The organism is Thalassotalea mangrovi, assembly GCF_005116735.1.
Lineage (GTDB): Bacteria > Pseudomonadota > Gammaproteobacteria > Enterobacterales > Alteromonadaceae > Thalassotalea_A > Thalassotalea_A mangrovi.
In genome coordinates this window covers 24,841-49,217 of sequence record NZ_SWDB01000030.1, presented here as the reverse complement: position 1 = coordinate 49,217, position 24,377 = coordinate 24,841, and the positions used below count along the sequence as shown (strand labels likewise).

Sequence of the window (24,377 nt, the reverse complement as noted above, 5' to 3'; positions counted from 1 at the left end):
TCCTTCTTATTCGGTTCCTTTAACCTTGACTGTTTCAGTCGCTACCACACGGATCACCTGAACTTTATGATCGACAAGCTTCGGTGGCTGGATCCCGTTCTTGGTTTTCCTAGTTTCCTTAATTGATTTTGGCACTGCCGTTGTCATCACCATTGGCTGCGGTTGTTGTGTTTGATGCGATGCCACTTTCGGCTCGCCACCATTTTCATGGGGGTTTCTCAGAGCTAACTGAATTGCCCCTTTACTCTGCGCACTCATTAACACTTCAGCCTGCTTAATATCGACCTCTAACGTCACCGCCCGCACCACCTGTGGCTTGTTTTCGTCATTCGAAGCGCGTTGATCGATGGCTAATATCTTAATATTTGACAGCACCAATTCAGTGGCCGTTTCAGCTCCACGTTCACGATAGGTGGTCAAAACATCAACCCGGTCACCGGGTAGAATAAAGCCCGATACACCGACAATGTCATTAACCCGAATGCTCACTGCCCGTTTGTTTTTCGGAATAAGACTGGCCAGGCTGCTACCCTCACCTTTTTTCACTAAGCGTTGCTGACGAATAATATCGCCACTGTAAAGTGGGTTTTTTACCAGCATATCGGTAGCCTGAGCTCTATCCGTTAACGCGCCTTTTGGCACCATGGCTTCAGGTACAAACTTTTCGTTTAAATGTTTAGGTTCCAGCGTCGTACCAGGGTTAAGGTTACTGTTGACGGTGATTACCTTTACCATGCCAGTAACGTTTTCCTGAGGGCGATTATCCGCAATCCAGTTTCTAGCCATGTAGACAGCGCCCAGCCCGAATATCAGCGAAAGCAGGATAAAGACGAGTGTATTCTTATTCATTGTTTCTCCTTAACAATCGGCGCAATGTTGGCTCCGACGGTTCCATTCAAACGAAATAACTTTTCCAGGCAAAGTCGAGTAATTCCTGGCTTACCTGCCGTTCTAATGTTTTAAACGCCATTTGATCACCCATGATTGAAAGCAAGTCTCGGGGATAACATGGCAGGAAAGCTTTGTTGTACTTACGGTGTAAATTTTCTATTAGATAGTTAAAATCCGTTTCAGGGCAGTTAATTCCGAATTCATCGCATGCCTGATACCAGACCTGGCTATATTGGTTTTGATCCATTGGCGCAAACGGGATTTTGTAACCAAGACGACGCAGGAAAGCGTCATCAATTAACTCACTAGGATCAAGATTGGTGGAGAACAGCATCATCAACTCGAATGGCACTTCAAAATGCAGGCCCGATATTAAAGATAGAAAATCACGTCGTTCTTCTAAGGGGATAATCCAGCGATTAAACAGCTCCTTAGGGCTCACCTTTTGCCGCCCTAAATCGTCCAGCAGTAAAATGCCATTATTCGCTTTTACCTGCAGTGGCGCCCGATAAGTTCTTGAATTGGCATCAAACTTGGTTTCCAGCATATCCAGGTGCAATTCACCGCCGGTTACCACTAAAGGCCTTTTGCATAACACCCAACGTGGATCATGGCCGGAATCGAGCTTTAATAAAGATTGCTGGTCAGGCTTAGATTCGACCGACTGATGAATTTCCGGATCAAACACCTGAATGATTTCATTATTTACTTCTATAGCGTTTGGGATAAGGACATTATCGCCGAAAATTTTATTAAGCTGCCTGCAAAAAAAGCTTTTTCCGGTTCCTGGTAAGCCGTAAATGAGAATGGGTTTTGATGAGTTTAGCGCGGGTCCAACATTTTCTACCAAATCATCGGCAAAGTTAACGCCGGCAAAGGCTTGATTAAATACTTTTTCAGTGACCGGCTCGCTGCGATTCGATTGTGCCCGACATACCTTGTGGTATTGTTTTATGGGTACTGGTGCGACACCGATATAGCCACTTTTTAGCATGGCTTTTTCTGCCTGGATGCTACCAATGTGACTAATATCGAAACGGATTTCCCCCTGCAGATTACGAGAGGTGTTTTCAATCAGCGATTTACTTTTCCCGATTTCAATGAGCCCTTTAATCACCCCCCCAGAAAGAGCAAGGTGATTACAAAGTGCTGGAACCGAACTAGCGCCATGTAAATTTAGCGTTTTTAATAATAAATCTAACAACAGGTTTTCGCTGAGCCCGGTTTCATCAATATCGGTTGGGCGTGGAGCCAGAGCAATAGGGTTAATAGGCTGACTTACAAGTGTATTAGCACCGGCATCACGATCATCAGCTGTTGTTGCAGATAACGAACCTAATTTGATCTGCTCTTTCTGTACTGATGTACCTGAGGGTTGAAATTCCTGAATAAAGTTTTCCGGGGAAGTCGATGTGGGATTTTGCGAATCGCCATTATCACGCATTGAAACTAAGTCTCTGTCTTGCGCCTCAGAAACTTCGCTTTGTACCTTATTTATGTTTAATGAACCCACGTCACTTGTTACTGAGTCAAAATTCTGTTCGTTTTCTTTTTTGCCAAATCCAAACATTTAGCCCCCTTATATCCCTATTGAGTAACGAAACGATGAAATGGCCCATTGAATATCGGAGTTGTGACTACAAGCCCACAGCCAACCGATTGCTAACGCAGGTGCGTAAGGGACTCTAAGGGACGCGGCTTCTGATGGCTCGGGTTTAAGGTAATGCCTTAATATAATTATCTGATAATAACGAGATGCGGTTTTTTTAAGACCCGATAAACCTGTTTTCCATGCAGCAAGGACAATGCAGGTAATTACCCCTGCAATCACGGCATAGAGGATAGACCATAGTATCAACCAGGGGCCGGTAAACGTACCTACGGCAATCATTAACTTAACATCACCCGCCCCAAGTGCTCTTATCATAAATGCGGGTAACAACAGGGTGCATGCGACTAAACTTCCCAGTAACGCACTCCCCAATCCATTCCATCCAGACTGTAGAGCCTGGATCAATATTCCAATTGCAAATACGGCTAAGCAAAAAACATTGGGAATACGCTGAGTGCGTAAATCCGATGTCAACGCAATCAAAAAGATCAGCAGAGTCATTAAGATTTTGATGATATCAGGGTGTTCAAACACAGCGTATTCTCCAAGACTTAACATAACAAACTAATGAGTACCTACTAACAGCCTGTACCCACAGTGCCGCTTACAGCGCTACCAAGACAGTTAATTTCTGCAGTAGCATTAGTACCTAACGTGTTGAACGCTACTACCATGCCGCCTACCACCAGGCCACCAGCGATGGCATACTCAACCGCAGTTAAACCGCTTTCATCTTCGATGAACTCTTTCATCAGGTTTTTGAACTTAATCATTTAACTTTCTCCAAAAATAAATTTGTAAATAAGGCCAGGATTTACCCTTCCTTGTCTTAATAATTAACTTGTTCAGACTCCTAAAAACCTCCCCGAACAATCAGAATATAGGAGCTGAAAACAATAGGTGTTATCACCGTATTGCTAACTCTTACCTGAAATTGCGCTTGAGAAAAAAAGGGGAAACAGGCCTAGCTATTTGCTAAAGAAAAGTCGTTTTACAAACCTATAAGAAGAAGCATTAAACGAGAGGGAATGCTATGGGCTAAGTTGCGATGCTGACGCATCGCAACTGTTAAAGAGGTAAGCTTCGCTGGTGGATAAAATGTTCTTTTTGTCACATTTTGGAGGTAATCTGCGATGGTGGAAGAAAAGGGCTTCGCCGACCCCCTATTCAGGTTAAGAATGTGCTCTCGCGGTCATCCCGGCGACGGCCGGGATCTCGTTTTTAGGTTAGTTTGAGATTTCCTGTCGAAGCAGGAAATGACGCCCCTATCGGTTTAGTGGCGAAGTCTTAAGATTCGCCACTTTTGCAATGAGGAAACCTTCGCTGGTTATGGCCAAGGATGGTCGGTAAGCAGAAAATGCAGGAGCAATTTTCTGAGGATAAAATGTTCTTTTTGTCACATTTTGGAGGTAATGTTGTGACGCGGTAGTACGTTATCAAACCTTTTAAGGGTTAAGGGGAAACCGAAATATCCGCAATTACACTTATCGGGTTTTCAGGCAGGAGTAATTCAATCGCTAATTCGTTTCGCACGTCCGGTAATCTATCGCGACGATAGACATCATCAAAAAAATGCAGTTCACCGGATTCATTAAACCAGGCGGTATGATAGGCAATAAAGACCGGCAGTGGTTGCTTCATATTTATGGTTCGGGTTTCACCGCTGGATATTAATTCATCCAACTCGTTTTCAAATTTATAAGAATTTCTTGCCCGAGGTAGCAGGTAATTGGCCAGTAAATCTGGCTGCTCCACGCGCACACAGCCATGGCTTAAGGCTCGGGAGTTTCTTCTGAATAAATGCTTGGCAGGCGTATCATGTAAATAGATGGCTTGATTATTTGGAATATTAAAGCGAAATGCGCCCAGTGGATTGGTTTTCCCTGGCATTTGCACCAGGCGATGGGTTTCTAACCAGGCTTGTATATCCATTTGCGGCGCATCAATTTCGCGAACATCGGTATAGCGCCAGTAGCCTTGAACCAGGCGAAATTTCTTGCGAGAAAGATAAAGGTAATCTTCTTCATAGGCCGGTAGTAGTTCGTTCTTTATGATTTTAGGCGGCGGTGTCCAGGTCGGGTTCAAGGTCAGCCCCGAAATCGTAGAGATCATTTCCGGGGTTTGATTGTCGGTATCGCCAACAATGACCCGCATTTCCAGTTTCGGCTCACTATTTTCAACCAGGTGCAAGCGATAATGAGGAATATTAACCAATAGATAATCTTCAGGGGCCTGGGTTGGAAATTTTAGCCAGCGCCAAAGATTCGCCTGCAACATATGAAGCCGTTGCGACGCGGTTATCTTGAGAGCGGCAAGTGTTTTTTTACCGACCCGGCCATCCACCACTAAACCATGTCGCTGTTGAAATCGCTCAATCGCTTTGGTTGCCACCGCATCAAAAATATCCTGGCGATTCTGGGTTTGATAGCGGCGCGGCAGATCGCCGAGGGCGGTCAAGATTTCTCTTAATTTATAGATTTCCAGGTGCTGCTGCCCAAGTTTAGGTTCAAAATCCAACTTAAGGTTTGGCCACGGCTTCCGCGACAGCTGTTGGTAATCGTTAATGGCCGTTCGCAACAGCGAAACCTGCCGATAAGCGGGAATTAACAAAGAGTCCAGGCTCTGTCGATCATCTAAACCGATTAGTGTGCTGGCAATCGCATCTAACTGTTCAATATCCAGTTCACCTTGATTACTGCGATAGGTTAAGATCGACATAAGACTTGCAGTCAATGCCAGATCAATCGCTTGCGGCGTCGCCAGCATGTGCCCCTGAGGATTGAAAGGTAATAAGCCTAAATCTGAGCTTAATTCACGCATCATCCGCCCAGATGCGCTCAGTTCACCATCTTCAAACCATATCCATGCAATATTGCCGTGTTCTTTCAATAACTGGTATCGATATAGCAATTCATCCTGGGTTTGTTGTTCAGCCTGCACCAGTAACAAACCAAGATGTTGTTCGACTGGAATACCGGCGCTGAATAAGGATTCACTATGTCTATCAGTGAGTTCAATTTTACCGTTATCTAGTGGTAATTTCGCTACGCCAGCGGTTTTGTGCTCTGTTTGTTGTTCAAGAGCACGAGTTAAGGTAATGCCAACAATGGGGGGGGTTAACGTTGATTGATCTTCGCCTGCTGTCTGGTTATTTTCTTCAAAAGCATAAATCTGAAAACTACAGGCGAGGGTCAAAGCAAATAACGATTTTTTGAAAAAGTTTAACGTTAATTCGTAAAAACACGCGATTTTTTCTGCGCAAACTAACTTCATAATGAATTCGCCGTTTTTTTGATTGCCTGGCATGGTTTCACATCCAAAAATCGATTATCTGAAACCCAGAGCCACTGATGTCCTGTCATATCCACCCTCCACTTTCGACTCTGAGCCAACCTTTTTCTCAGGATCGAGCGCGGGAAAATGTTCTAGACGAAACTTTTGATAATGACTATAGGCTGAACTGCATCTGATCTCATTGTCTCCATCGCTAAAAGCCTTGGGAGTCAGTCCCAAATGTTCTTTAAAGGCGCGACTAAAATGCGAAGGGTTGGCAAATCCGAGATGGTAAGCAATGGACGTTACCGGGGTGTTGGTTTCAGCCAGTAAACGTTCCGATTCTTCCAGCTTGCGACAGATTAAATACTGGCTGCATGTCTGGCCGGTGAGCTCTTTAAACATGTGGCAAAGCCTGGAAATACTCAATGGTATGTCGCTAGAAAAGTCCTGGATTGACGTTCCTTTTTTAAACCCTTTCTCGATATTGTCCAGTAACTCCACGATGGGTTGGAATTTGTGCGAGTCTAATGAGCGAACTCCGCCATCCTGCTCTTTGCGGTGCAGCGACATAAGTTCCGCCGGTAGAATTCGATTTTTATCCAGGGAGTTGAACAAATTCCTTTTATCACCCTCACCGAAAGGCAGCATAAATACCTCTTCGATTTTATGGCGTAAAGCCACTCTCAGAAGCGGTATCGAGACATTTTGACAGAATAAGTAAATCAGCGACTCAGGAAATATGCTTCGAAGTTGTTGTAAATTATTAAAATGCTCCTTGGAACCATACGCTAATGCGTAAACAACAACCTCGGTTCCTGCCCTGGCATTTAATGCCTGTAGGCCGGACTTTGGGTGCGGTGGGTCTTGTTTTTGCTTAAATGATTCAAGCTCATCCATTGAGCGCAATAAAATGAAATCAAAAAAGTTTGGTAATTCTCTAATTACCATAGCAGACATGTCCTCATCGAAAGCGACAAGAAGCATACGACTCCTCGCATTACTCGATTCCATAACTAGATCCCTTCCATATAAAAGTTACTTTTCAGTAATTTTTCCAAACTCCGTTTTGCTGCTACAAAAGTCTAGTCGCTACTTTGAAATTGCTGTAATGCAGACCCCAAAACAGCCAGTTGTTTTTGTTGTTATCAGGCAGAACAGATGGTGTACATTTTTAAAGCTAGCTTAAGTTTATGAAAATGCTAATTTTATTTTTTGCAACTCAGGAATAACTCAAAAATATCTAGCTAATTAAATGAGTTAGGGCGTTTGGAATGTTTTAGCGAATATGAATGGAGATATGGAATTGAGGTTGAGCTTTTCGGTTAGAAAATCTGCCTCAGAAATGAACATGTTGAGCCAGAATAATTTCTATTGCTGATGTATCAGCCTGCTTTATGTAAGTGATAAATAGCCGATTCCCCGCCTAACTGGGGGAAGTTTCTAGACTCTGTGTATATAAAATTCAGTTTTTCAAGAAGTGCTCGCGAAGCTTCGTTGTCTGGTGCGGTAATGGCCATAATTTTAGTTAACCCTTTGTAAGTAAACTCTTCAGCCAATACCTGTCTTGTCGCCTCAAACCCAAATCCCTGGCCGGTAAACTCCTGTAAAAAAGCAAAGCCTAAATCTGGAGCAGGTAGGAAATCTCGTTGTAACAAGCCACAAATGCCGATAGGCTCCCCTTCTCCGTGGTTTTCTGCTCTGAGCGACACCAGATGCAGGGCGAAACCATGTTCCAGAAAGCTTTGCATCGGCCCGGTGCGAATATACTCCCTCGCCTGTTCTAAGTTTCGAACTTGTTTATCGCCAATAAACTGTAGAAACCCCGGATCATTTAACAGCTTTAAAATGAACGGCGCTTCATGTTCAGTCAGGGGGCGGATTACCAGGCGTTTGGTATACAGTGGGTACACGGCAATCAAAGTTATATAGTTAAAGGTGATTATTAAGGTGCGGGAAACACAGGAGAAAGTAAAGGGCTAAGTTGCGATGCTAGCGCATCGCAACTGTTATGGAGGGAGACTGCGTCGGTGAGAAAACCTTCTCGTTGTCAGGTTTCCGGGTGACAGCTGACGCGGTGACAACGAAGTGCCCTAATTTAAGTTTCAGGTGTCATCCCGGCGACGGCCGGGATCTCGTTTTTGGGGTTAGTTTTAGATTTCCTGTCGTGGCAGGAAATGACGCCCCAATAGGTTTAGTGGCGAAGTCGTACGATTCGCCACTGTTCGATGAGGTAATCTACGATGGTGGAAGAAAAGGGCTCCGCCGCCCCCTTTTTCGGGTGGAGAAAATGCTCTCGCGGTCATCCCTGCGACGGCCGGGATCTCGGCTTTTAAGCTCTAACAGAGGGAACTTCCACCTCCCACTTCCACCATAACTCTTGCTCTTTTCTAGGCGTAATCTTCGATTGCATGCTAGGAACGATTCATCGTGTGCCAGGAGCGATAGCGTGCTAGGAATGTAAGGTGCTGGAGCGAAGTATGCTTTTCGCTCCCTTGTAATTTAGGTTAATTTTGCGCAAAGTTAACGAAAGCCGTCTTTTTGTTCACTGGTCGTTTATGAATCAAGGTAAGTATTACTATCCGCTCGAAGATTACGTAAAGCTAAAACATCCAAGTTGGTGTATCAATGCCAGCATCTACGAAGTCAACATTCGCCAGTACACCAAAGAGGGCACATTCGAAGCCTTTAGTGAGCACTTACCCAGATTAAAGAAACTGGGGGTAAAAATCCTCTGGTTGATGCCTGTGCACCCGATTGGTCAGTTACACCGGAAAGGGGAGTTGGGAAGCCCCTATGCGATTACCGATCATATGAAAATTAATCCTGAGTTAGGGACTGATCAGGATTTTAAACAACTCATCGATGATATTCATAGCCTCGACATGTATGTGATTATCGACTGGGTGGCCAACCACAGTGCCTGGGATAATGCTTTAACCCAGACTCATCCGCATTGGTATAAAAAAACGGATGATGGCACTTTTCGCTCGACCACCTGGTTTGATTGGGACGATATTATCGAGTTTGATTTTCAGCAATCTGAATTACGACATTACATGATTAATGCGATGCGGCATTATCTGCAAACCTATCAAATTGATGGTTTTCGCTGTGACGTCGCCGGATTCGTGCCATTAAATTTCTGGCATCAGGCACGAGCCGAACTCGACCCGGAGCACAAGTTCTTCTGGCTGGCCGAATGGGAAGAGCGAGATTTGCACCAGAGTGCTTTCAATATGTCCTATGCCTGGCAATTAAACGACTTACTGGAGGATATTGCCCAGCAAAAGCGCCATGCAGAAAACCTTTGTGGTTATATTGCCAAGCACAACAACGCCTTCCCAGACAATGCTATGCGGATGAATTTTCTCGACAATCACGATAAAAACGCCTGGGATGGCAGTGTTCAACAACGATTTGGTGAGGCAGAAGAGACCCTACTTGCGATGACCCTGTTAATGGATGGCATGCCATTGCTTTATTCAGGCCAGGAAGTGGCATCGAGTCAGTCGCTGGCATTTTTTGATAAAGATCCGATTCAATGGCCGGATGACATTGAACAACACCCTCGTCATCTCTGGCTGCAAGCACTCATCCGATTAAAGTCACAAAACCCCGCCCTGCAAAATGGCCGCTTTGGCGGCGTCATGAATGAAATAAAGCATGACCAGCGTGACAAAGTGATCGCTTTTTACCGGCAAAACAAACGCCACTGTGTGGTTTTTATTGCCAACTTAACGCCGCAACCGATTCGAGTGAAATTACAACAACCCCTTAACCACTTGCCGCCGTTATCCTTGTTCATATCATCGGATAATAGCAATGTAATACTCGATGAAGATCTCGAGTTTCAGGGCTGGGGGTACGCGGTCTTCGCAAGCTAGCCGCGAAGACTCAAGCTCGTCGTCTTCGCGAGGTGGAGGGCTACGTCTGAAATCCTTGCCGGGTGGATTGCTGCGTCTTAAACTCCTCGCAGGGTGGAGTTCTGTGTCCTGATGTCCTCGAAAGGTGGAAAGGTTATGAAGTTCTGTCACTTCCACCTTCCACCTCCCTCTTCCACCACAACTGCTGCTTACGGTTAAGACCTTTTATTTCGTCATCCTCGCGTACGCGGGGAGCTCGCTTTTGCACTTTAGGTAGAGATTTCCTGTCGTGGCAGGAAATGACGAATTTAAGGTTAAGCAGCGTTGCCTACACCATGTTACTGTTGAATGGTTAATCTTCGATGTTGAAAGAAAAAGGTTCCGGCGTTCACCCTTTTCAGGTGGAGAAAATGTTCTCGCTGTCATCCCGGTGTCGACCGGGATCTTGCTCTTAAACTTTTTGCTAGGAGCAATCTTTGATTGCATGCTAGGAACGATTTTCAATCGTGTGCTAGGAGTGCAACGTGCTCGGAACGACGTGTGCTAGATTTGCAGCGTGCTATCGTCTCCCACCTCCCTCTTCCACCTTTCGGACACAATCCCTGACGTCCAAGAGAAGTCCGGGTTTGTGTCCGAACTGTAACTTTCCGTGATTTGTTGTTCTCAAAGCCCGGATCCGCTAACATAGCCTGCCATAAATGGGGCTGCGGCCATCCCCGGTCGGCCTCATGACAACAAAAACTATATACGCATTTTTCAACACACTTAATTCTGGAAGGCTCATGAATATTAAAGCTTTAATATCAGCCAGTTGGCTTGCTTTAATGCTGTCTACGTCAGTACAGGCGTCAGCAGTTAAGCAAACCAAAGGCGATTTTGAAGACAAGTTTCGCCAGTTAGAAGAAATTCTTCCAACTCCTAATGACTATCGTAATGCTGCCGGCGAACCTGGCAAGGAATACTGGCAACAGCAGGTTGATTACAAAATCAATGTGCAACTGGATGAAAACCAGCGCCGCCTGACCGCTAAGCAATCGGTCACTTATCACAATAACTCGCCATACAAATTAAAGTATTTGTGGCTGCAACTTGAGCAGAACCGCTTTAAGCCAGATTCCATTGCTGAGCGCAGTGGTGACTTTGGTGGTATCGGCCGTCGCGGTCCAAGCACTTCATTGGCGAAAGATGGTAACCCGGCACAAATCAGCCTGGGCGAATTACGTCGTCAGCAGTATTATGCCGATAACGACATTGGTTATGACATTACCAATGTTACTGATGAAGATGGCAATCCTTTAAAAATCACCATTACCGGTGCACAGGCTCGTATTGACTTACCAGAGCCATTAGAAAGCGGCGAAACTTTCGAGTTCAACCTGAACTTTGCTTTCAATATTCTTGAAGAAAATGCCGTTTCTGCACGCGCGGGTTATGAGCACTTCCCGGATGATGCTCGTGAAGGTGGTAACGACATCTTCCTTCTGGCGCAGTGGTTCCCTCGCCTTGCCGCGTTTTCTGATTACGAAGCCTGGCACAATAAAGAGTTTTTAGGTCGTGGTGAATTCACCCTGGAATTCGGTAACTATGATGTAAAAATGACCGTACCTGCGGATCACATTGTTGCCTCGACCGGGGTATTACAAAACCCGAAAAAAGTATTAACCAAAACTCAGCGCCAGCGCCTGGAACAGGCAAAAGATGCCAAGCGCCCGGTATTCGTTGTTACCGCTGAAGAAGCGTTGGAAAACGAAAAAGAAGGCACTAACAAGAGCAAAACCTGGCACTTTACTGCGAAAAACGTTCGCGATTTTGCCTGGGCCTCTTCGCGTAAATTCATGTGGGATGCCAAAGGATATGCTCAGGGCGGTAAAGAAATGCCACACGTGATGGCAATGTCTTTCTTCCCGAAAGAAGGTGGCGATTTATGGAAGAAGTATTCCACAGAATCCGTTATCCACACCATGGACGTCTACTCGCGTTACACCTTCGATTACCCTTATCCAACGGCAATCTCGGTTAATGGCCCGGTCGGTGGCATGGAATACCCGATGATCAGCTTTAACGGTCCACGTACTAAATGGCATGAAGACGGTTCCCGTACTTATACTTTGGCGGAAAAACGCTTTTTGATTGGTGTTGTTATCCATGAAGTGGGTCACAACTACTTCCCGATGATCGTTAACTCAGATGAGCGTCAATGGACCTGGATGGACGAAGGCCTGAACAGCTTCTTAGACGGCGTTGCCGGTCGTGAATGGGATCCAGATATTCCATGGGGTGTTGAGCCTCGCGATATCGTTGATTACATGAAATCCGACGTCCAGGTGCCGGTAATGACCCAGTCTGACAGCGTCTTGCGTTTAGGACCTAACGCCTACACCAAACCTGCTGCAGCATTAAATATCTTACGTGAAGTGATTATGGGCCGTGAACTGTTTGACTTTGCGTTTAAAGAATATGCGGTTCGATGGAAAAACAAACGTCCAACGCCTTCTGACTTTTTCCGTACTATGGAAGAAGCGTCTGGCATGGACCTTGACTGGTTCTGGCATGGCTGGTTCTACACCACAGATCACGTTGATATCGCCGTAGACAGTGTTCACAAACTTCGTCTGGATACCAAGAATCCGGATATCGATTTTGAGCGTCGTCGCCAGGAAGAAGCGGAAAAACCAAGCTCTTATTTTGTTGAGCGCAATAAGGCCGAAGGTAAAAAACTGTGGGTTGAGTTAAACCCGGACGTCAGCGATTTTTACGACGAAAACGATATCTTTACGGTTACCAACAAAGAGCGTAATACCTATAACAAATTTATGGCCGACTTGCTGCCGTGGGAGCGCAAAGCGCTTGAGCGTGCGGTAGAGGAAGATAAAAACTATTATGTGATTAACTTCTCCAACCTGGGTGGCCTGGTAATGCCAATCCTGCTGGAAATGACCTTTGTCGATGGCAGTGTCGAAATGCTGCACATTCCTGCGGAAATCTGGCGCCGTTCTCCGAAGAAGGTCAGCAAGCTGATTGTTACCGAGAAGGATAAAGAGTTAGCATCAATTACCGTTGACCCGAACTGGGAAACGGCTGATGTTAACAATCACAACAACCACTTCCCACGCAAGATCATCGACTCTCGTGTTGAAGCCTTTAAGAAGAAATCTTCCGCCAAAGGCGTTACCCGCGATATCATGCATGACTCAAAAACAGAGTTAAAAGAAGTGGAACAAAAGCCGTATAAAAAGTAATGAATGTTTTGACTAGATTTACTATCAATACGCAACCAGCAAAGAGCACCTTTTGGTGTTCTTTGCTTGCCATTGCCCTGATTGTGCTGACTCCGTTATCGGTAAATGCCCACCAGCAAAAAGAAGCGTACAGCACAGTATTATTCAACGATCGCACTGGTAATCTTGAGGTTGCCCATCGGTTTTATATTCACGATACCGAACATGCTTTAAGTCACTTGTTTAGTGGCAAGGCCGATATTATCTCGGACCCGGTAACCCAGCAAAAATTCGCTGAATACATACAGCACAAGTTTCGCTTATTGAACCAGGATAAAGCCTTACTTGAGCTCGGTAGCGTTGGCTATGAAGTAGAAGGTAAGTTTTTCTGGGTCTACCAGGAAATCCCGCAACCGGAAAACCTGACCGCTCTGTTCATTCAGATGCAGGCATTGCAGGAAATCTGGCCGGGACAAATCAATCAGGTCAATGTGGAACGCAACGGCAAAACCAAAGCGGTTCGCATTAATAAAGATGATGAGTGGTTGAAGCTTCCAGTCAATTTTTAAGGCGGTTTTAAAAAAGCTAATCGCGAATTTTAAAACCTGGTTACGAGTACGCGCTAATATAAATAGCGCTCCGAGTACATGAATCAAAGATTCATTCCGAGTTGCTTACAAGGATGTTGGTATGCAGAATTTGTCTGGAACTGAAATTCTGCACCCACAATCGCAGATTGTTCCGAGTAAAAAATTCCCGGAGTAAAATTTCATATTTTACGAATCAACAGCCAGTTCCAGACGCTGTCGATATACCTATATCCCTATAGGCAACCAAGAGCTGATTTGTCAGCGTACTCGTAACCCTTTAGCTTTTTTGTTTATTTTTTCTCCCATCACTCGCGTTTTTTGTTTTTCTGCTTGAAAGGTGAAAATCAGCAGGTATTATGCCGCGTCCTGAACTAATATGAGATGATACCAATCACATTAAATTATTGCTCACTCAGTGATAATTTAAAGGCTTTTAGACAAGGCTTTGATTGCAGAGAATGGTCGTTCCGTTATCAAAATCAGCCAAAATCAGTAACGCAGGATAAACGCCTTTAAAACTCACCCGGAGGGAGTTTATCAGAGGCCCATTTACGGCCCTATATTTCATTAATATAGAATGACTATATCAATGAAATCTATGTTGTAACTGAACCTCTGCCCTAACTCTGAGTTGTGCACAAGCTCAATGTGATTGGTATTAGCTTTTCATACACTATCTCGACGTTGGAGCCCTTACTTTTCATGAGACAGTTGCTATCTTCTCCGGTAAAAATGCCCCTCTCCGGTATTGAAAATCAAATTTACCAAAACGCCCTGAAATACATTTCCGAAATCAGCCTCAACCTGATGGCGGTCAAGGTGGAAAACCGGCCGCAGGACTTCTTAGGCTGGTGTATTGAACTCAATAACCTTTGCGAGCATGGTGTAAATCGCGACCTGCTTGATGAGCATCAGTTCAAGCCATTAAAGAAGCTTCAGGACATCCTGCAACAGGCCATTTCTATTGGCCAGCTAAAGATGACGCGCGTTACCCCCTGGCCGGTATTTGCAGGCTTTATTGAGCAAAATGGTGCGCTGCAATCATTGCCAGAGCGATTGCGCCTGCTTGCATATATTCAGCAGTTAAACAGTCAGAATCTAGCGGATATGAACGAAGCTGATCGTCTGGCTTATGCCGGCAAGCACACTAGTGTCCATGGTCCGGAGCAATACGATTTTGATGTTGAATGGTTCGCCAGTAGCAAAGCTGCGAAAACCTTTCATCGTTTATTGGCAGAGCAGCCGCAACGATTCGATGAGGCATTAGCATTAATCCCTATGGAGGGTGATGTGGATGCCAGGGCTTACAATCAGTTTGTAAAGAGCTACCAGGACATATTTAATGAGTTCGGTGAAGGCGATAAAGCGCCGCTGGCACCGGCAACACGATTGCTGGCAATGCGTCGCCCGGATCAGTTTATCGCCCTGAGCAACAGCAAAATGGATTGTTACACCCAGGCATTTGCTATCAGTCGCTTAAACAACCAGGGATTTGATACTTACTGGCACGAATTAATCGCGACCATGCGTGTGTGCCCCTGGTACCAAAATGCGATGCCAGAAGGCGAGCAGGAACAATTGCTTTATCAACATCGCGCGGTTTTACTGGATTTATTCCTGTTCGCCAACAACGAGCAGGCGGAGCAATCCAATTACCTGAAAATGAAAAACAAGCCGAAGAAGGCAGCTTCGATTCCGCGGGCAATGAAACGCAGCAAGGAATCCGCCGCGCAGATCGTCGATAAGGCAATTGAGGCGGAAGGCAAGCCAGAGTATTTGGTTAATAACCGCAGTTCGATTATCAGTAGCGTCGAGCAAGGCAAGAGCGTCACTCAGGTGATAAGTTTGATGAAGACTATCTTCGGCGATTAACGTCTTCGGCGACTAGCGAGACGTTAATCTCCGAAGAAGGTCGCAGGTCTCAGGTTTCAGGCCTCGGAGGGCGAACGGCCTTAAACTCAAGCCACTAGCACATTGCATTCCTAGCACGCTGGCAAGCCAGCTCCTGGCACACGATAAATCGTTCCGAGCATGCAATCGAAGATTGCGCCTAGCAAAGAGTAAGAGTTATGGTGGAAGGGGGAAGATTGCACCTGTTGAAGTTTAAAGAGCGAGATCCCAACTTTCGTGAGGATGACTGTGCTGAGGCGCTTCGTTGTCACCCCGAGACAGCATTGGTCACCTTTAGACAACCAGTATAGTTAGCAGGTTATAAAAGCTTCGTCATTTCCTGCCACGACAGGAAATCTCAGCCAAATTAAAAAGCGAGATCCCGGCCGACGCCGGGATGACTTTGAGCATTGCACAAGTTTCCGCCGATGTAATCCTAACGGAAAATTGCTCCTCCATTTTCTGCATACAAGCCATCCCTGTCCATAACCGATAACCTGACAACGAGAAGGTTATCTCCACCTGAAAAGGGTGGCCGGCGGAACCCTTTTCTTCCACTATCGAAGATTACCTCTAAAATTCGACAACGAGAGAATTTTCTCCACCATCGAAGATTACCTCTTAAACAGTAGCGTTGCGTCAGCAACGCTACTTAACCTTCCTTTCGCTCACAAACAGCCGCCATTTCACCCCAAGGCCGACGCCATAGGTAAACGAATCCTGGTACAGAGGACTGTCAGCATTAACGCTACCACTCCAGATACCAAAACGCACGCCAGCAAATACAGTAATGTCATCGTCATGCTCGTACTTAAGGGAAAACGCAGTTTTCGTGCCTAAGTAGCCAGCGCCTGCATCATAGGCGGGGCGAAAATCGGTCGCATAAACCTCATCAACCTGATAAAAATACTCATGAGTTTTCTCTGTCGCAAATATCGGTGCCGCGCTGATAAAAAAGGTGGTGTTGGCGATACCTATTTGATCCGACTCCCAGGAAAACTCAGGTTCGAATACGTAACCATGATGATCGATACCACTAAAGTCGGTAGAGAATACTCCCCTTAATTGTATGTTCAGCCACAGTTCTGACGTTGTCGAATCATTCAACCGCAAACTCACTTCAGGTCCCATCTCAAATAAGAAATCGAGATCTGGCATGCCACGGCGAATCTCACTATCCTCAGAATCCGAGTTAAAAGCTCCGGACAGGGACAGGTCGACTTTTATCCGTTCTTTCTCAACAGCGACCGCTTTAACAATGGCATCATCACCAATGCGCAGGTACTCGCCGCGATAAATAAAAAATGGCACCGGTAAAAGCTTATGCTGCGAGTCCGCTGAAGCCGGATAAAGCGCATCGCGAAAATAAGCACCGAACATGCCCGCTTCCCAGACAGGATCGCCGATTTCTCTCGGGTTGCTTAGCGGTCCACCCTGTTTTTTTGCAACGGCACTGGTCGACAGCAGCATCACTACCAACAATGAAAAGATTCTTTTTGTCACGACTCGATCAACGTTTTTCAGTATTTCTCAATTAATGCGGCAACGTTACCGATAATACTCGCAGAACTCAAGCCTGTGTATCACGGTCCGAGTCTTATTTATCCCACAGTTGGCCCCGGTTTTATGCTAGCATAGGGCAGATATGATGAACCCAAAGCAATCGAAGAGCGTTCACAAATGAGCAAGGCTGAACACGACAAAAAACCCGGGAAAGCAGGTGGCTTGCCTTCACTGACATCGACCGTAAAACACATTTTTCGCAGCGAGCAGTTGCGCGCCAACCTTTATAACCTGAAACGAGCCAATCAGGACAAGGGGTTTGATTGTCCCGGTTGCGCCTGGGGCGATAAAAAAGAAGGTCTGATTCAATTCTGTGAAAATGGCGCGAAAGCAATCGCCTGGGAGTCGACGGCAAAAACCATTGATCGTACATTCTTTGACCAGCACAGCGTCAGTTACCTGCGAAAACAAAGTGACTTCTGGCTCGAATATCAGGGTCGCCTTGCTGAGCCTCTGGTTTACGATGCCAGCACTGACAAATACCAGCCCATTAGTTGGGACGATGCCTTTGGGTTAATTGCACAAAGCCTCAATATGCTGGAATCTGCCAAACAGCTGGAACTATACACGTCTGGACGTGCCAGTAATGAAGCCGCCTATTTATATCAGCTATTTGGGCGCATGTTTGGCACCAATAACTTTCCGGATTGTTCCAACATGTGCCATGAGGCCAGCGGCGTCGCCCTGAATCAAAGTGTTGGGGTTGGTAAAGGAACCGTCACCCTTGATGATTTTGATCAGGCGGATGCGATTTTTGTGTTTGGCCAGAACCCTGGCAGTAATCATCCACGAATGATGAATGCGCTGCGCAGCGCCGCTCGCAAGGGCTGTAAAATCGTCACCTTTAATAACCTCAAAGAAGTAGCTTTGGAGCGTTTTGCCAGCCCGCAAGACCCAATGGAGCTGTTAACGCCGATGGCGACAAAAATCTCCCACGCCTACTTTACGCCGAAACTCGGGGGTGACATGGCGGCGATTCGGGGTATGGTGAAATACATGCTCGAACAAGACGAGATAGCAAAAGAGAAAGGCACAAAACGGGTTATCGACGAGGTATTTGTTACTGAGCACACTCAGAGCATTGAGGAATACATTAAAGCGGTCAGCAATACCCCATGGTCGAAAATCTGTGAGCAATCGGGATTAAGCCAGAAAGACATCGAGCAGGCAGCGAAAATCTATTTGAGTGCCGATAAGGTCATCTGTACCTGGGCAATGGGACTGACCCAACACAAACATTCGGTGATCAGCATTCAGGAAATCGTCAACCTGCAATTGCTGCGAGGAAACCTGGGTAAACCTGGTGCAGGATTATGCCCGGTTCGTGGTCACTCCAATGTTCAGGGCAACCGCACGGTAGGCATTAACGAAAAACCGAAAAGCGCATTTATCGATGCCCTGAATCAACGATTTTCGAGCAACTTTGATAAAGAGCCGGGTCATAACACCTATCACGCCATTAAAGCGATGGCATCAGGTGAGAGTAAAGTACTTATCTGCTTAGGCGGTAATATTGCCGCTGCGGCACCAGACACTCAATTAACCTGTGATGCTATAGCAAACTGTGATTTGACCGTACAGATCAGTACCAAATTAAACCGCTCGCATCTCTACCCTGGCAAGCAGGCGCTGATCCTGCCCTGTTTAGGACGCACCGAATTAGACCGACAGGCGAGTGGCGAGCAGGCGATTACGGTTGAGGATACTTTTTCGATGGTACATGCTTCAATGGGTAAAATCGAGCCCGCATCACCGCACCTGAAATCAGAAACGGCGATTGTATGCGGTATCGCTGCAGCGACGTTAGCGAACAGCAATATAAACTGGCAGCAACTCGCCGATGATTATTGCCATATTCGCGATTTAATTGAGCAAACCATTCCTGGCTTCAGTCAGTTCAACGAAAGAATTGCTCAGCCAGGCGGCTTTTATCTCGGTAATAATGCCAGGGAACTGGTATTTGACACCACATCTGGCAAAGCCCAGTTTAGCGCCACAAAGCTACCGGAAAAGCTGATTGCGGAACAGTTCAGTGACAAATCAGACAGCAAGCATTCTTTATTAACCCTGCAAAGCATGCGTTCTCATGATCAGTACAATACCACCATCTATGGTTATGACGATCGCTATCGCGGTATCAGCAATAATCGCAGTGTGCTGTTCATTAATGAAAAAGATGCCAATAAATTAGGTTTTGCCGATGGCGACCTGGTAGATATTACCTCGGTTTGGGAAAACAACGAAACCCGTACCGTTAGCGGCTTTACCTTGTGTTTTTATGAGATCCCAAGGGGCAATGTCGCGGCATATTACCCGGAAACAAACCCCCTGGTGCCGCTTGACAGTGTCGGGGATGAATCGTACACGCCAACCTCGAAAGCCATCGCCGTGTATTTAAGCCAAAGCGAATCATCAAGGATCCTATAGTCTCGACAGAAGGGCACGACATTACCCCGTGGTATGGGGCGCTATGTTTTAGCGCTATTTATTGACGGGATTTATTGGCGGCGATAATAGCCTGGCGATCGCCCTGCTCCGACTCCAGAGTCAATGTCAGGGCGGTTATCTGCCAGCCTTTGCTGGCTGAGTCCCGCTGTAATTGAAACTGGTATTGCCCGCAAAGTTGCCAGAAATGTGGCCCTAAAAAATGTGATGCGATAATGTCAGCGTCAGCGGCAGCCGCATCGTCAATAATCGTTACTCTTACTTTGCTAAGGTGGTGCCAGGTGAGTTCAAAGCCCGGCAGAAAGTCCGCCCATTGTTTAATTAAATCCTGCCTCGATAGAGTCTGTACTTCACCGCCAAAGGTCGAGGTATAATCAAGCACGACTTGTTCCGAAAATAGCTGTTGTAATAATTCAAACTGATGATTATCGGCATAATTGGCAAAACTGAACAAACACTGTTTAATGGCGATATCATCAATATCCGGCGTTAAAATGGTTTGCATACGGTACTGAGCTTAAACGTTATCAATGACTAAAAGATTAGCCAATCATTACAAAATTCCCAATCCAAATACCGACTCTTGTGCTCATTATCGATGCTGTTTGCTATGAAATGACCGCAAAATCATGCACAATCTTACAATACCCAGCAATGTAACCGGAACCGTAACTTGTTGATAAAACTTCATACCCTGCAAGGATATATCCAGAATATATTTCTCGCCGAATACCATCACGGCCTGCTGTTACTGGACGGGTGCTCAAGGGCTGATGTGGGTATGGTGAAAATGTTTATTGAACAGGAATTAAAGCGCCCGGCATCAGACTTGAAACTAGTAATCGTCACTCACATGCACCCCGATCACGCCGGTGGCGCCCATAAGTTTCGCAAGGTATTTGGCTGTCAGATTGCCGCCGCCAATGTCGAAGGTCACTGGTACCGCGGGTTAGATGGCGTGTTAATGCATTGGACAGATCTGGCCCTGACGCAATGGGTTGCCAAGCGCCGCAACCGAAAACCCCAGGCCGTTCATTACCCGCGCAAACTCAACGCCGATATTTTGCTCGACGATGGCGATTTAATACCGGGCTTTGAAGATTGGCAGGTACTGTTCACCCAAGGACACACGGATCGGGATTTATCGTTATACCACCGCGATTCCAATCAAGTGTACATCGCTGACTTACTGGTGCGGGTGAAAGGCAAACTGGTGCCACCGTTTCCAGTGTTTTACCCACGGCGATATCGAGATTCCCTGCACCGAGTTCAAGCGTTGCCGGGGGTTAAATTGCTGATGGCGCATGGACCGGATGTCAGCATATCGGCGGCTGAATTCGATGAGATAATCGACCTGGCACCAACGACTCCAACGACTCACTGGCGCTCAATTAAGAGTAAATTTAAAAAGGCGATTAGTTAAAGTTTTCGGCGAAATCGGCTGGTGATTCGATAAACGCTTCGCCGGCTAAATTGGGCTGACAAGCGATGAAAAAACCATCGTTCGCCATTCCTGGCAACCACTTTTCAGTAAATTTCGTTAATTCAATTTGCAATGGCTGGTATTCACTATGTTCTTGTTCAGCCCACAGCTGAGCAAGCTGTTCATGGGAAAACAACAGCAGGCATTGCTCTTCGCCGGTATCAATAAGCAAACAGCCACTGGAATTTGCCAGCGTCCACACCTGGCCAATCTCTGTCATGGATTTTATCAGGTGATCAAAGCGCACCTGATCGCTCATGCTATCAATGGCTTGAATTTGTTTTTCAGTAAGAGTTGTCATAGTGATTAACGGTATAGGGTTTGCGGGAATATTAGCAAAACTCAATGGAAGATAAAATTTTCGGGCTTAATTTATGACAAACCGGACGAAAAGTCCGGTTAGTGGAAGATAAATAGCTAGGTAACTAAGTAATTTGGTATCGCCCTGGTTTATGGTTCAGGGTAAGCAGTAAATTCACGACTATCGCGCCAACAATAGACAGGAAAATCAGGTTAACCGGCATAATGAAAAATGCGGTGACGAGAATCGATAAATCGACCCCCATTTGGAATTTACCGGCGCGAATACCGTATCGCTCCTGTAAAAATACCGCCATGATTCCGACACCACCGACACTTGAACGATGTCGGAAAAACGCCAGCACGCCCATCGCAATTAAAAACCCGCCCATCACCGAGGCGAAAAGTGGATCGATGGAGTTCACTTCAACAAACAGATGCAGGTAGTCGGACAGCACCGATACCAGGGCAACAGAGAAAAAGCTGTTAATGGTAAAGCGGGCTCCCATTTTCATCCAGGCTAAGGCATAAAATGGCAGGTTAATTAAGAAAAACGACATCCCAAAACTGAACGGTGACACTTTTGACAGGATCAGGGCCATACCGGCAGCACCGCCGGTAATGATACCAACCTTTTCAAATAACAGTACGCCCATGGCAATCATTAAGCCACCACAAACATAGGCAAGAAAGTCTTCAATTAATGAGTGATTTTTTTTGGGTGCAGATGGGTTAGCCATCTCGTCACCACGAGTCACAGCGGTCATGTTGTCCTGGGAAAATAATAAATCGAAAAAACGCGCGAATTATACTGGTTGCTCGATGATGATCAATGGATTTAGAGTATTTATTCTTAACTTAATTACATATAGTTACAGGATTTGGCAACTAAAGTTTACTTTTTAGCCGCTTTATTGCGATTTTTGACAAGGAAATTACAAAAGCGACTAAAAAACAGGGTTCAGGTTTCCGGTCTCAGGTCTCGGAGGGCGAACGGCCTTAACCGACATTTCAGGTACACTGCGTTTCGGGTACATAAACCCAAAGGGTTTATTCCGGGAACGCCAATAATAAAACATTGGCTTCGGGTATGTAACTCTATGAGTTACTTCGAGTAACTTGGCGAAGCTGCTAGCACGCTGGCAAGCCAGCTCCTGGCACACGATTAAGAATCGTTCCTGGCATGCAATCGAAGATTGCGCCTAGCAAACGCCTGCTATTAGGTAGCGAGTACATAAGGTCTTCGACCTTATTCCGGGTACGTAAAATTAAAATTTTACTACGGGTAAAGGCGTTTCGTTGACACCCTTAGTCAACTTTCGACACCTCTAGACACCCTAGAACCTTCGCAGACCTCTGGGCCTTCGTCATTTCCTGCCACGACAGGAAATCTCCGCCTAAAGCTGTAAAGCGAGATCCCGGCCGACGCCGGGATGACAAAAGCCTAAGGCGTTTCGTTTTCACCCTTAGACACCTTTTGACATTCTTAGTCAGCTTACGACACGCTTTGTCACCTGATTTACCTACAAAAAAGCCAGAGACCGTGTCTCTGGCTTTTCTAGCATTATATAAGTTACCTTACTTTGGCGCTTGTACTTTACCATGGCCGTAGACATCGTCACGGCCCGGCTTGCCCATGTCCTCAGCAAGCTCTCGTAGTTTTGCTTCCACATGGGTAGGGTTCATATTGCCCCCGTTCGCACCAATGATTAGTGCGGCTACACCTGCAGCATGAGGTGCTGACATGGATGTACCAACCGACCAGTACCAGCCACCATTACCGGTGCTGAATACAAAATCGAATACATAGCAGGGACGGACTAAGCCGGCGACATTACACGCATCGAATCCACCCGACATAAACGCACTGGTGTAATCACCACCTGGCGCAGCAAAGTCAATCGCCGACTGTCCATAGTTTGAGTAAATCGCCAGATGATCAGTAAAGGTCGCCGAATCTTTGCCCCATAAACGCGGACCTAATGCCGATATTGAATTAACAGCAGGTAAATCTGCCGGTAACTTCATCAGGCTATCAGAATGATCCAGATCGGTTCCTTCATTTCCGGCAGAAGCAATTAATGTTACGCCATTTTGCTTCGCGTAGTTAGCTGCTTTGCCATAGGTTTGAATAAACTGGGCAATGCTGGCGGTTTCAAATTGAATATCATCAGAAGTATCGTATGGCGTACCTTCGATATCGTACAGACCATTTCTGCGAACCGACAACCCTAAACTCATATTAGCAACGTCAGCACCAATATTTGCGGCGTACACCATTGCCTGCATGGTACCATAAGAATCACCAGACCCCGTATCAGCAGACAACGCTTTTAAGATAACCAGCTCCGCCTCTGGTGCGACACCAATAGTGCCAAAGCCATTATCAGCTGCAGCGATGGTGCCCGCAGTATGAGAGCCATGGTTGAAAGAATCAGGTCCCGCATAATCCCAGGTCTCTTCCGGTACAAAAGAACGGCTTAATTCTATATTAATGTTAGGTGCCAGGTCGGGATGTCCGCCATCTGCACCAGAATCGATCACCGCAACTCGAACCCCCTTACCGCGATTACCGGCATTCCAGGCTTCGACAGCACCAACTGCCTGATGACCCCATTGAAGGTCAAACAAGAAGTCATCGTCTGCGCTGTTTGGTGGATTTAAATAGTCTTCAGCTACCGTCAACTGAGCACCAACAGGAACATTTTCAATCTTTGGAATGAATGCCGATGCATTAGGCACAACGTTTAAACCTGAACTTTTAGCAGCTTCCAGTGTTGAAAACTCGACCTTACAGACCGAGATTTCTTCGATACAGTCGAGCACCGAACCACCGGCATTAGCGACAACTTTATTGACTTTATTTTGATTAAATTTTCCGCCGGCATCATATAAAAACTCAAGAGCATTGGCGTTTGCAGACATTCCTAACGACAGTGCCATGGCACTATACAGGATAGATTTTTTCATAGTTATTCCTTCTAGAAATTATTGTTTTTTATAACTACTAAGGTGGGTATTACACATAAAGTTATAGATTAAACACTCACAACTGGTCAACCACCAATTAACACTTTCTCGCGCATTCACACTCACGAATAGGGCTTTAGGGCAAAAAAATATATTAGAGTGAAAAAGAGGGGCTGAAGACCGTTTATGGCATTTATCATCAACTAATGCCGGAGAGATACCAAAGCGAAAAAAAAGCCGGGGCACTTGCCCCGGCTTATCATTTTTTTAATGTCT

The 24,377-nt window shown here is 45.9% G+C and carries 18 protein-coding genes; 6 read left to right on the top strand and 12 right to left on the bottom strand.

The window, feature by feature from the left end:
- Nucleotides 1-6: 6 nt before the first annotated feature.
- From cpaB to E8M12_RS12450, 7 genes are all read right to left on the bottom strand, one after another.
- Entirely contained in the window at nucleotides 7-849 is an 843-nt protein-coding gene (cpaB, locus tag E8M12_RS12480) for a Flp pilus assembly protein CpaB (protein WP_136736477.1), read from the bottom strand.
- A 46-nt stretch (nucleotides 850-895) separates the two neighbouring features.
- Nucleotides 896-2,461, bottom strand: coding sequence for a DUF8689 domain-containing protein (locus tag E8M12_RS12475; protein ID WP_246034135.1), 1,566 nt, complete (start codon nucleotides 2,459-2,461; stop codon nucleotides 896-898).
- Nucleotides 2,462-2,470: 9 nt separating this feature from the next.
- Nucleotides 2,471-3,037 (bottom strand): A24 family peptidase, encoded by a 567-nt coding sequence (locus E8M12_RS12470; protein WP_169303135.1) that lies wholly within the window; start codon nucleotides 3,035-3,037, stop codon nucleotides 2,471-2,473.
- A 44-nt stretch (nucleotides 3,038-3,081) separates the two neighbouring features.
- Nucleotides 3,082-3,276, bottom strand: coding sequence for a Flp family type IVb pilin (locus E8M12_RS12465; RefSeq protein WP_136736475.1), 195 nt, complete (start codon nucleotides 3,274-3,276; stop codon nucleotides 3,082-3,084).
- A 679-nt stretch (nucleotides 3,277-3,955) separates the two neighbouring features.
- Nucleotides 3,956-5,809 (bottom strand): L,D-transpeptidase family protein, encoded by a 1,854-nt coding sequence (locus E8M12_RS12460; RefSeq protein ID WP_136736474.1) that lies wholly within the window; start codon nucleotides 5,807-5,809, stop codon nucleotides 3,956-3,958.
- 21 nt (nucleotides 5,810-5,830) lie between these two features.
- A complete protein-coding gene (locus E8M12_RS12455) occupies nucleotides 5,831-6,763 on the bottom strand; it encodes a helix-turn-helix transcriptional regulator (protein WP_169303134.1) in 933 nt (310 codons plus the stop codon).
- 398 nt (nucleotides 6,764-7,161) lie between these two features.
- On the bottom strand, nucleotides 7,162-7,689 hold the full coding sequence (locus tag E8M12_RS12450) for a GNAT family N-acetyltransferase (RefSeq protein WP_246034137.1): 528 nt from the start codon (nucleotides 7,687-7,689) through the stop codon (nucleotides 7,162-7,164).
- 645 nt (nucleotides 7,690-8,334) lie between these two features.
- On the opposite strand from E8M12_RS12450, the gene E8M12_RS12445 reads away from it, so the two are divergent.
- The 4 genes from E8M12_RS12445 (at nucleotide 8,335) to E8M12_RS12430 (ending at nucleotide 15,322) form a co-directional block, all read left to right on the top strand.
- A complete protein-coding gene (locus E8M12_RS12445) occupies nucleotides 8,335-9,663 on the top strand; it encodes an alpha-amylase family glycosyl hydrolase (RefSeq protein ID WP_136736471.1) in 1,329 nt (442 codons plus the stop codon).
- 761 nt (nucleotides 9,664-10,424) lie between these two features.
- Nucleotides 10,425-12,881: a M1 family metallopeptidase gene (locus E8M12_RS12440; RefSeq protein ID WP_169303133.1), complete on the top strand. Its 2,457-nt coding sequence runs from the start codon at nucleotides 10,425-10,427 to the stop codon at nucleotides 12,879-12,881.
- 8 nt (nucleotides 12,882-12,889) lie between these two features.
- On the top strand, nucleotides 12,890-13,429 hold the full coding sequence (locus tag E8M12_RS12435; RefSeq protein WP_246034133.1) for a DUF6702 family protein: 540 nt from the start codon (nucleotides 12,890-12,892) through the stop codon (nucleotides 13,427-13,429).
- 723 nt (nucleotides 13,430-14,152) lie between these two features.
- Nucleotides 14,153-15,322 carry a hypothetical protein gene (locus E8M12_RS12430; protein WP_136736470.1) on the top strand — a complete coding sequence of 390 codons (1,170 nt, stop codon included), beginning with the start codon at nucleotides 14,153-14,155 and terminating at the stop codon, nucleotides 15,320-15,322.
- A gap of 666 nt (nucleotides 15,323-15,988) precedes the next feature.
- On the opposite strand, the gene E8M12_RS12425 is transcribed toward E8M12_RS12430, so the two are convergent.
- Nucleotides 15,989-16,843 carry a MipA/OmpV family protein gene (locus E8M12_RS12425; RefSeq protein ID WP_136736469.1) on the bottom strand — a complete coding sequence of 285 codons (855 nt, stop codon included), beginning with the start codon at nucleotides 16,841-16,843 and terminating at the stop codon, nucleotides 15,989-15,991.
- A 177-nt stretch (nucleotides 16,844-17,020) separates the two neighbouring features.
- On the opposite strand from E8M12_RS12425, the gene E8M12_RS12420 reads away from it, so the two are divergent.
- Entirely contained in the window at nucleotides 17,021-19,330 is a 2,310-nt protein-coding gene (locus tag E8M12_RS12420; RefSeq protein ID WP_136736468.1) for an FdhF/YdeP family oxidoreductase, read from the top strand.
- Between the two features lie 58 nt (nucleotides 19,331-19,388).
- On the opposite strand, the gene E8M12_RS12415 is transcribed toward E8M12_RS12420, so the two are convergent.
- Entirely contained in the window at nucleotides 19,389-19,853 is a 465-nt protein-coding gene (locus E8M12_RS12415) for a nuclear transport factor 2 family protein (RefSeq protein ID WP_136736467.1), read from the bottom strand.
- A 174-nt stretch (nucleotides 19,854-20,027) separates the two neighbouring features.
- Between E8M12_RS12415 and E8M12_RS12410 the strand changes: the two genes are divergently transcribed.
- Nucleotides 20,028-20,771, top strand: coding sequence for an MBL fold metallo-hydrolase (locus tag E8M12_RS12410; RefSeq protein ID WP_136736542.1), 744 nt, complete (start codon nucleotides 20,028-20,030; stop codon nucleotides 20,769-20,771).
- Here E8M12_RS12410 and E8M12_RS12405 read toward each other — a convergent pair.
- From E8M12_RS12405 to E8M12_RS12395, 3 genes are all read right to left on the bottom strand, one after another.
- Nucleotides 20,764-21,132 carry a DUF2750 domain-containing protein gene (locus E8M12_RS12405; RefSeq protein WP_136736466.1) on the bottom strand — a complete coding sequence of 123 codons (369 nt, stop codon included), beginning with the start codon at nucleotides 21,130-21,132 and terminating at the stop codon, nucleotides 20,764-20,766. The genes E8M12_RS12410 and E8M12_RS12405 overlap by 8 nt on opposite strands.
- Before the next feature lie 124 nt (nucleotides 21,133-21,256).
- Nucleotides 21,257-21,898, bottom strand: coding sequence for a YitT family protein (locus E8M12_RS12400; RefSeq protein WP_211245041.1), 642 nt, complete (start codon nucleotides 21,896-21,898; stop codon nucleotides 21,257-21,259).
- 811 nt (nucleotides 21,899-22,709) lie between these two features.
- Complete coding sequence (locus E8M12_RS12395; protein WP_136736465.1) at nucleotides 22,710-24,101, bottom strand: S8 family peptidase; 1,392 nt, start codon at nucleotides 24,099-24,101, stop codon at nucleotides 22,710-22,712.
- Nucleotides 24,102-24,377 lie beyond the last annotated feature (276 nt).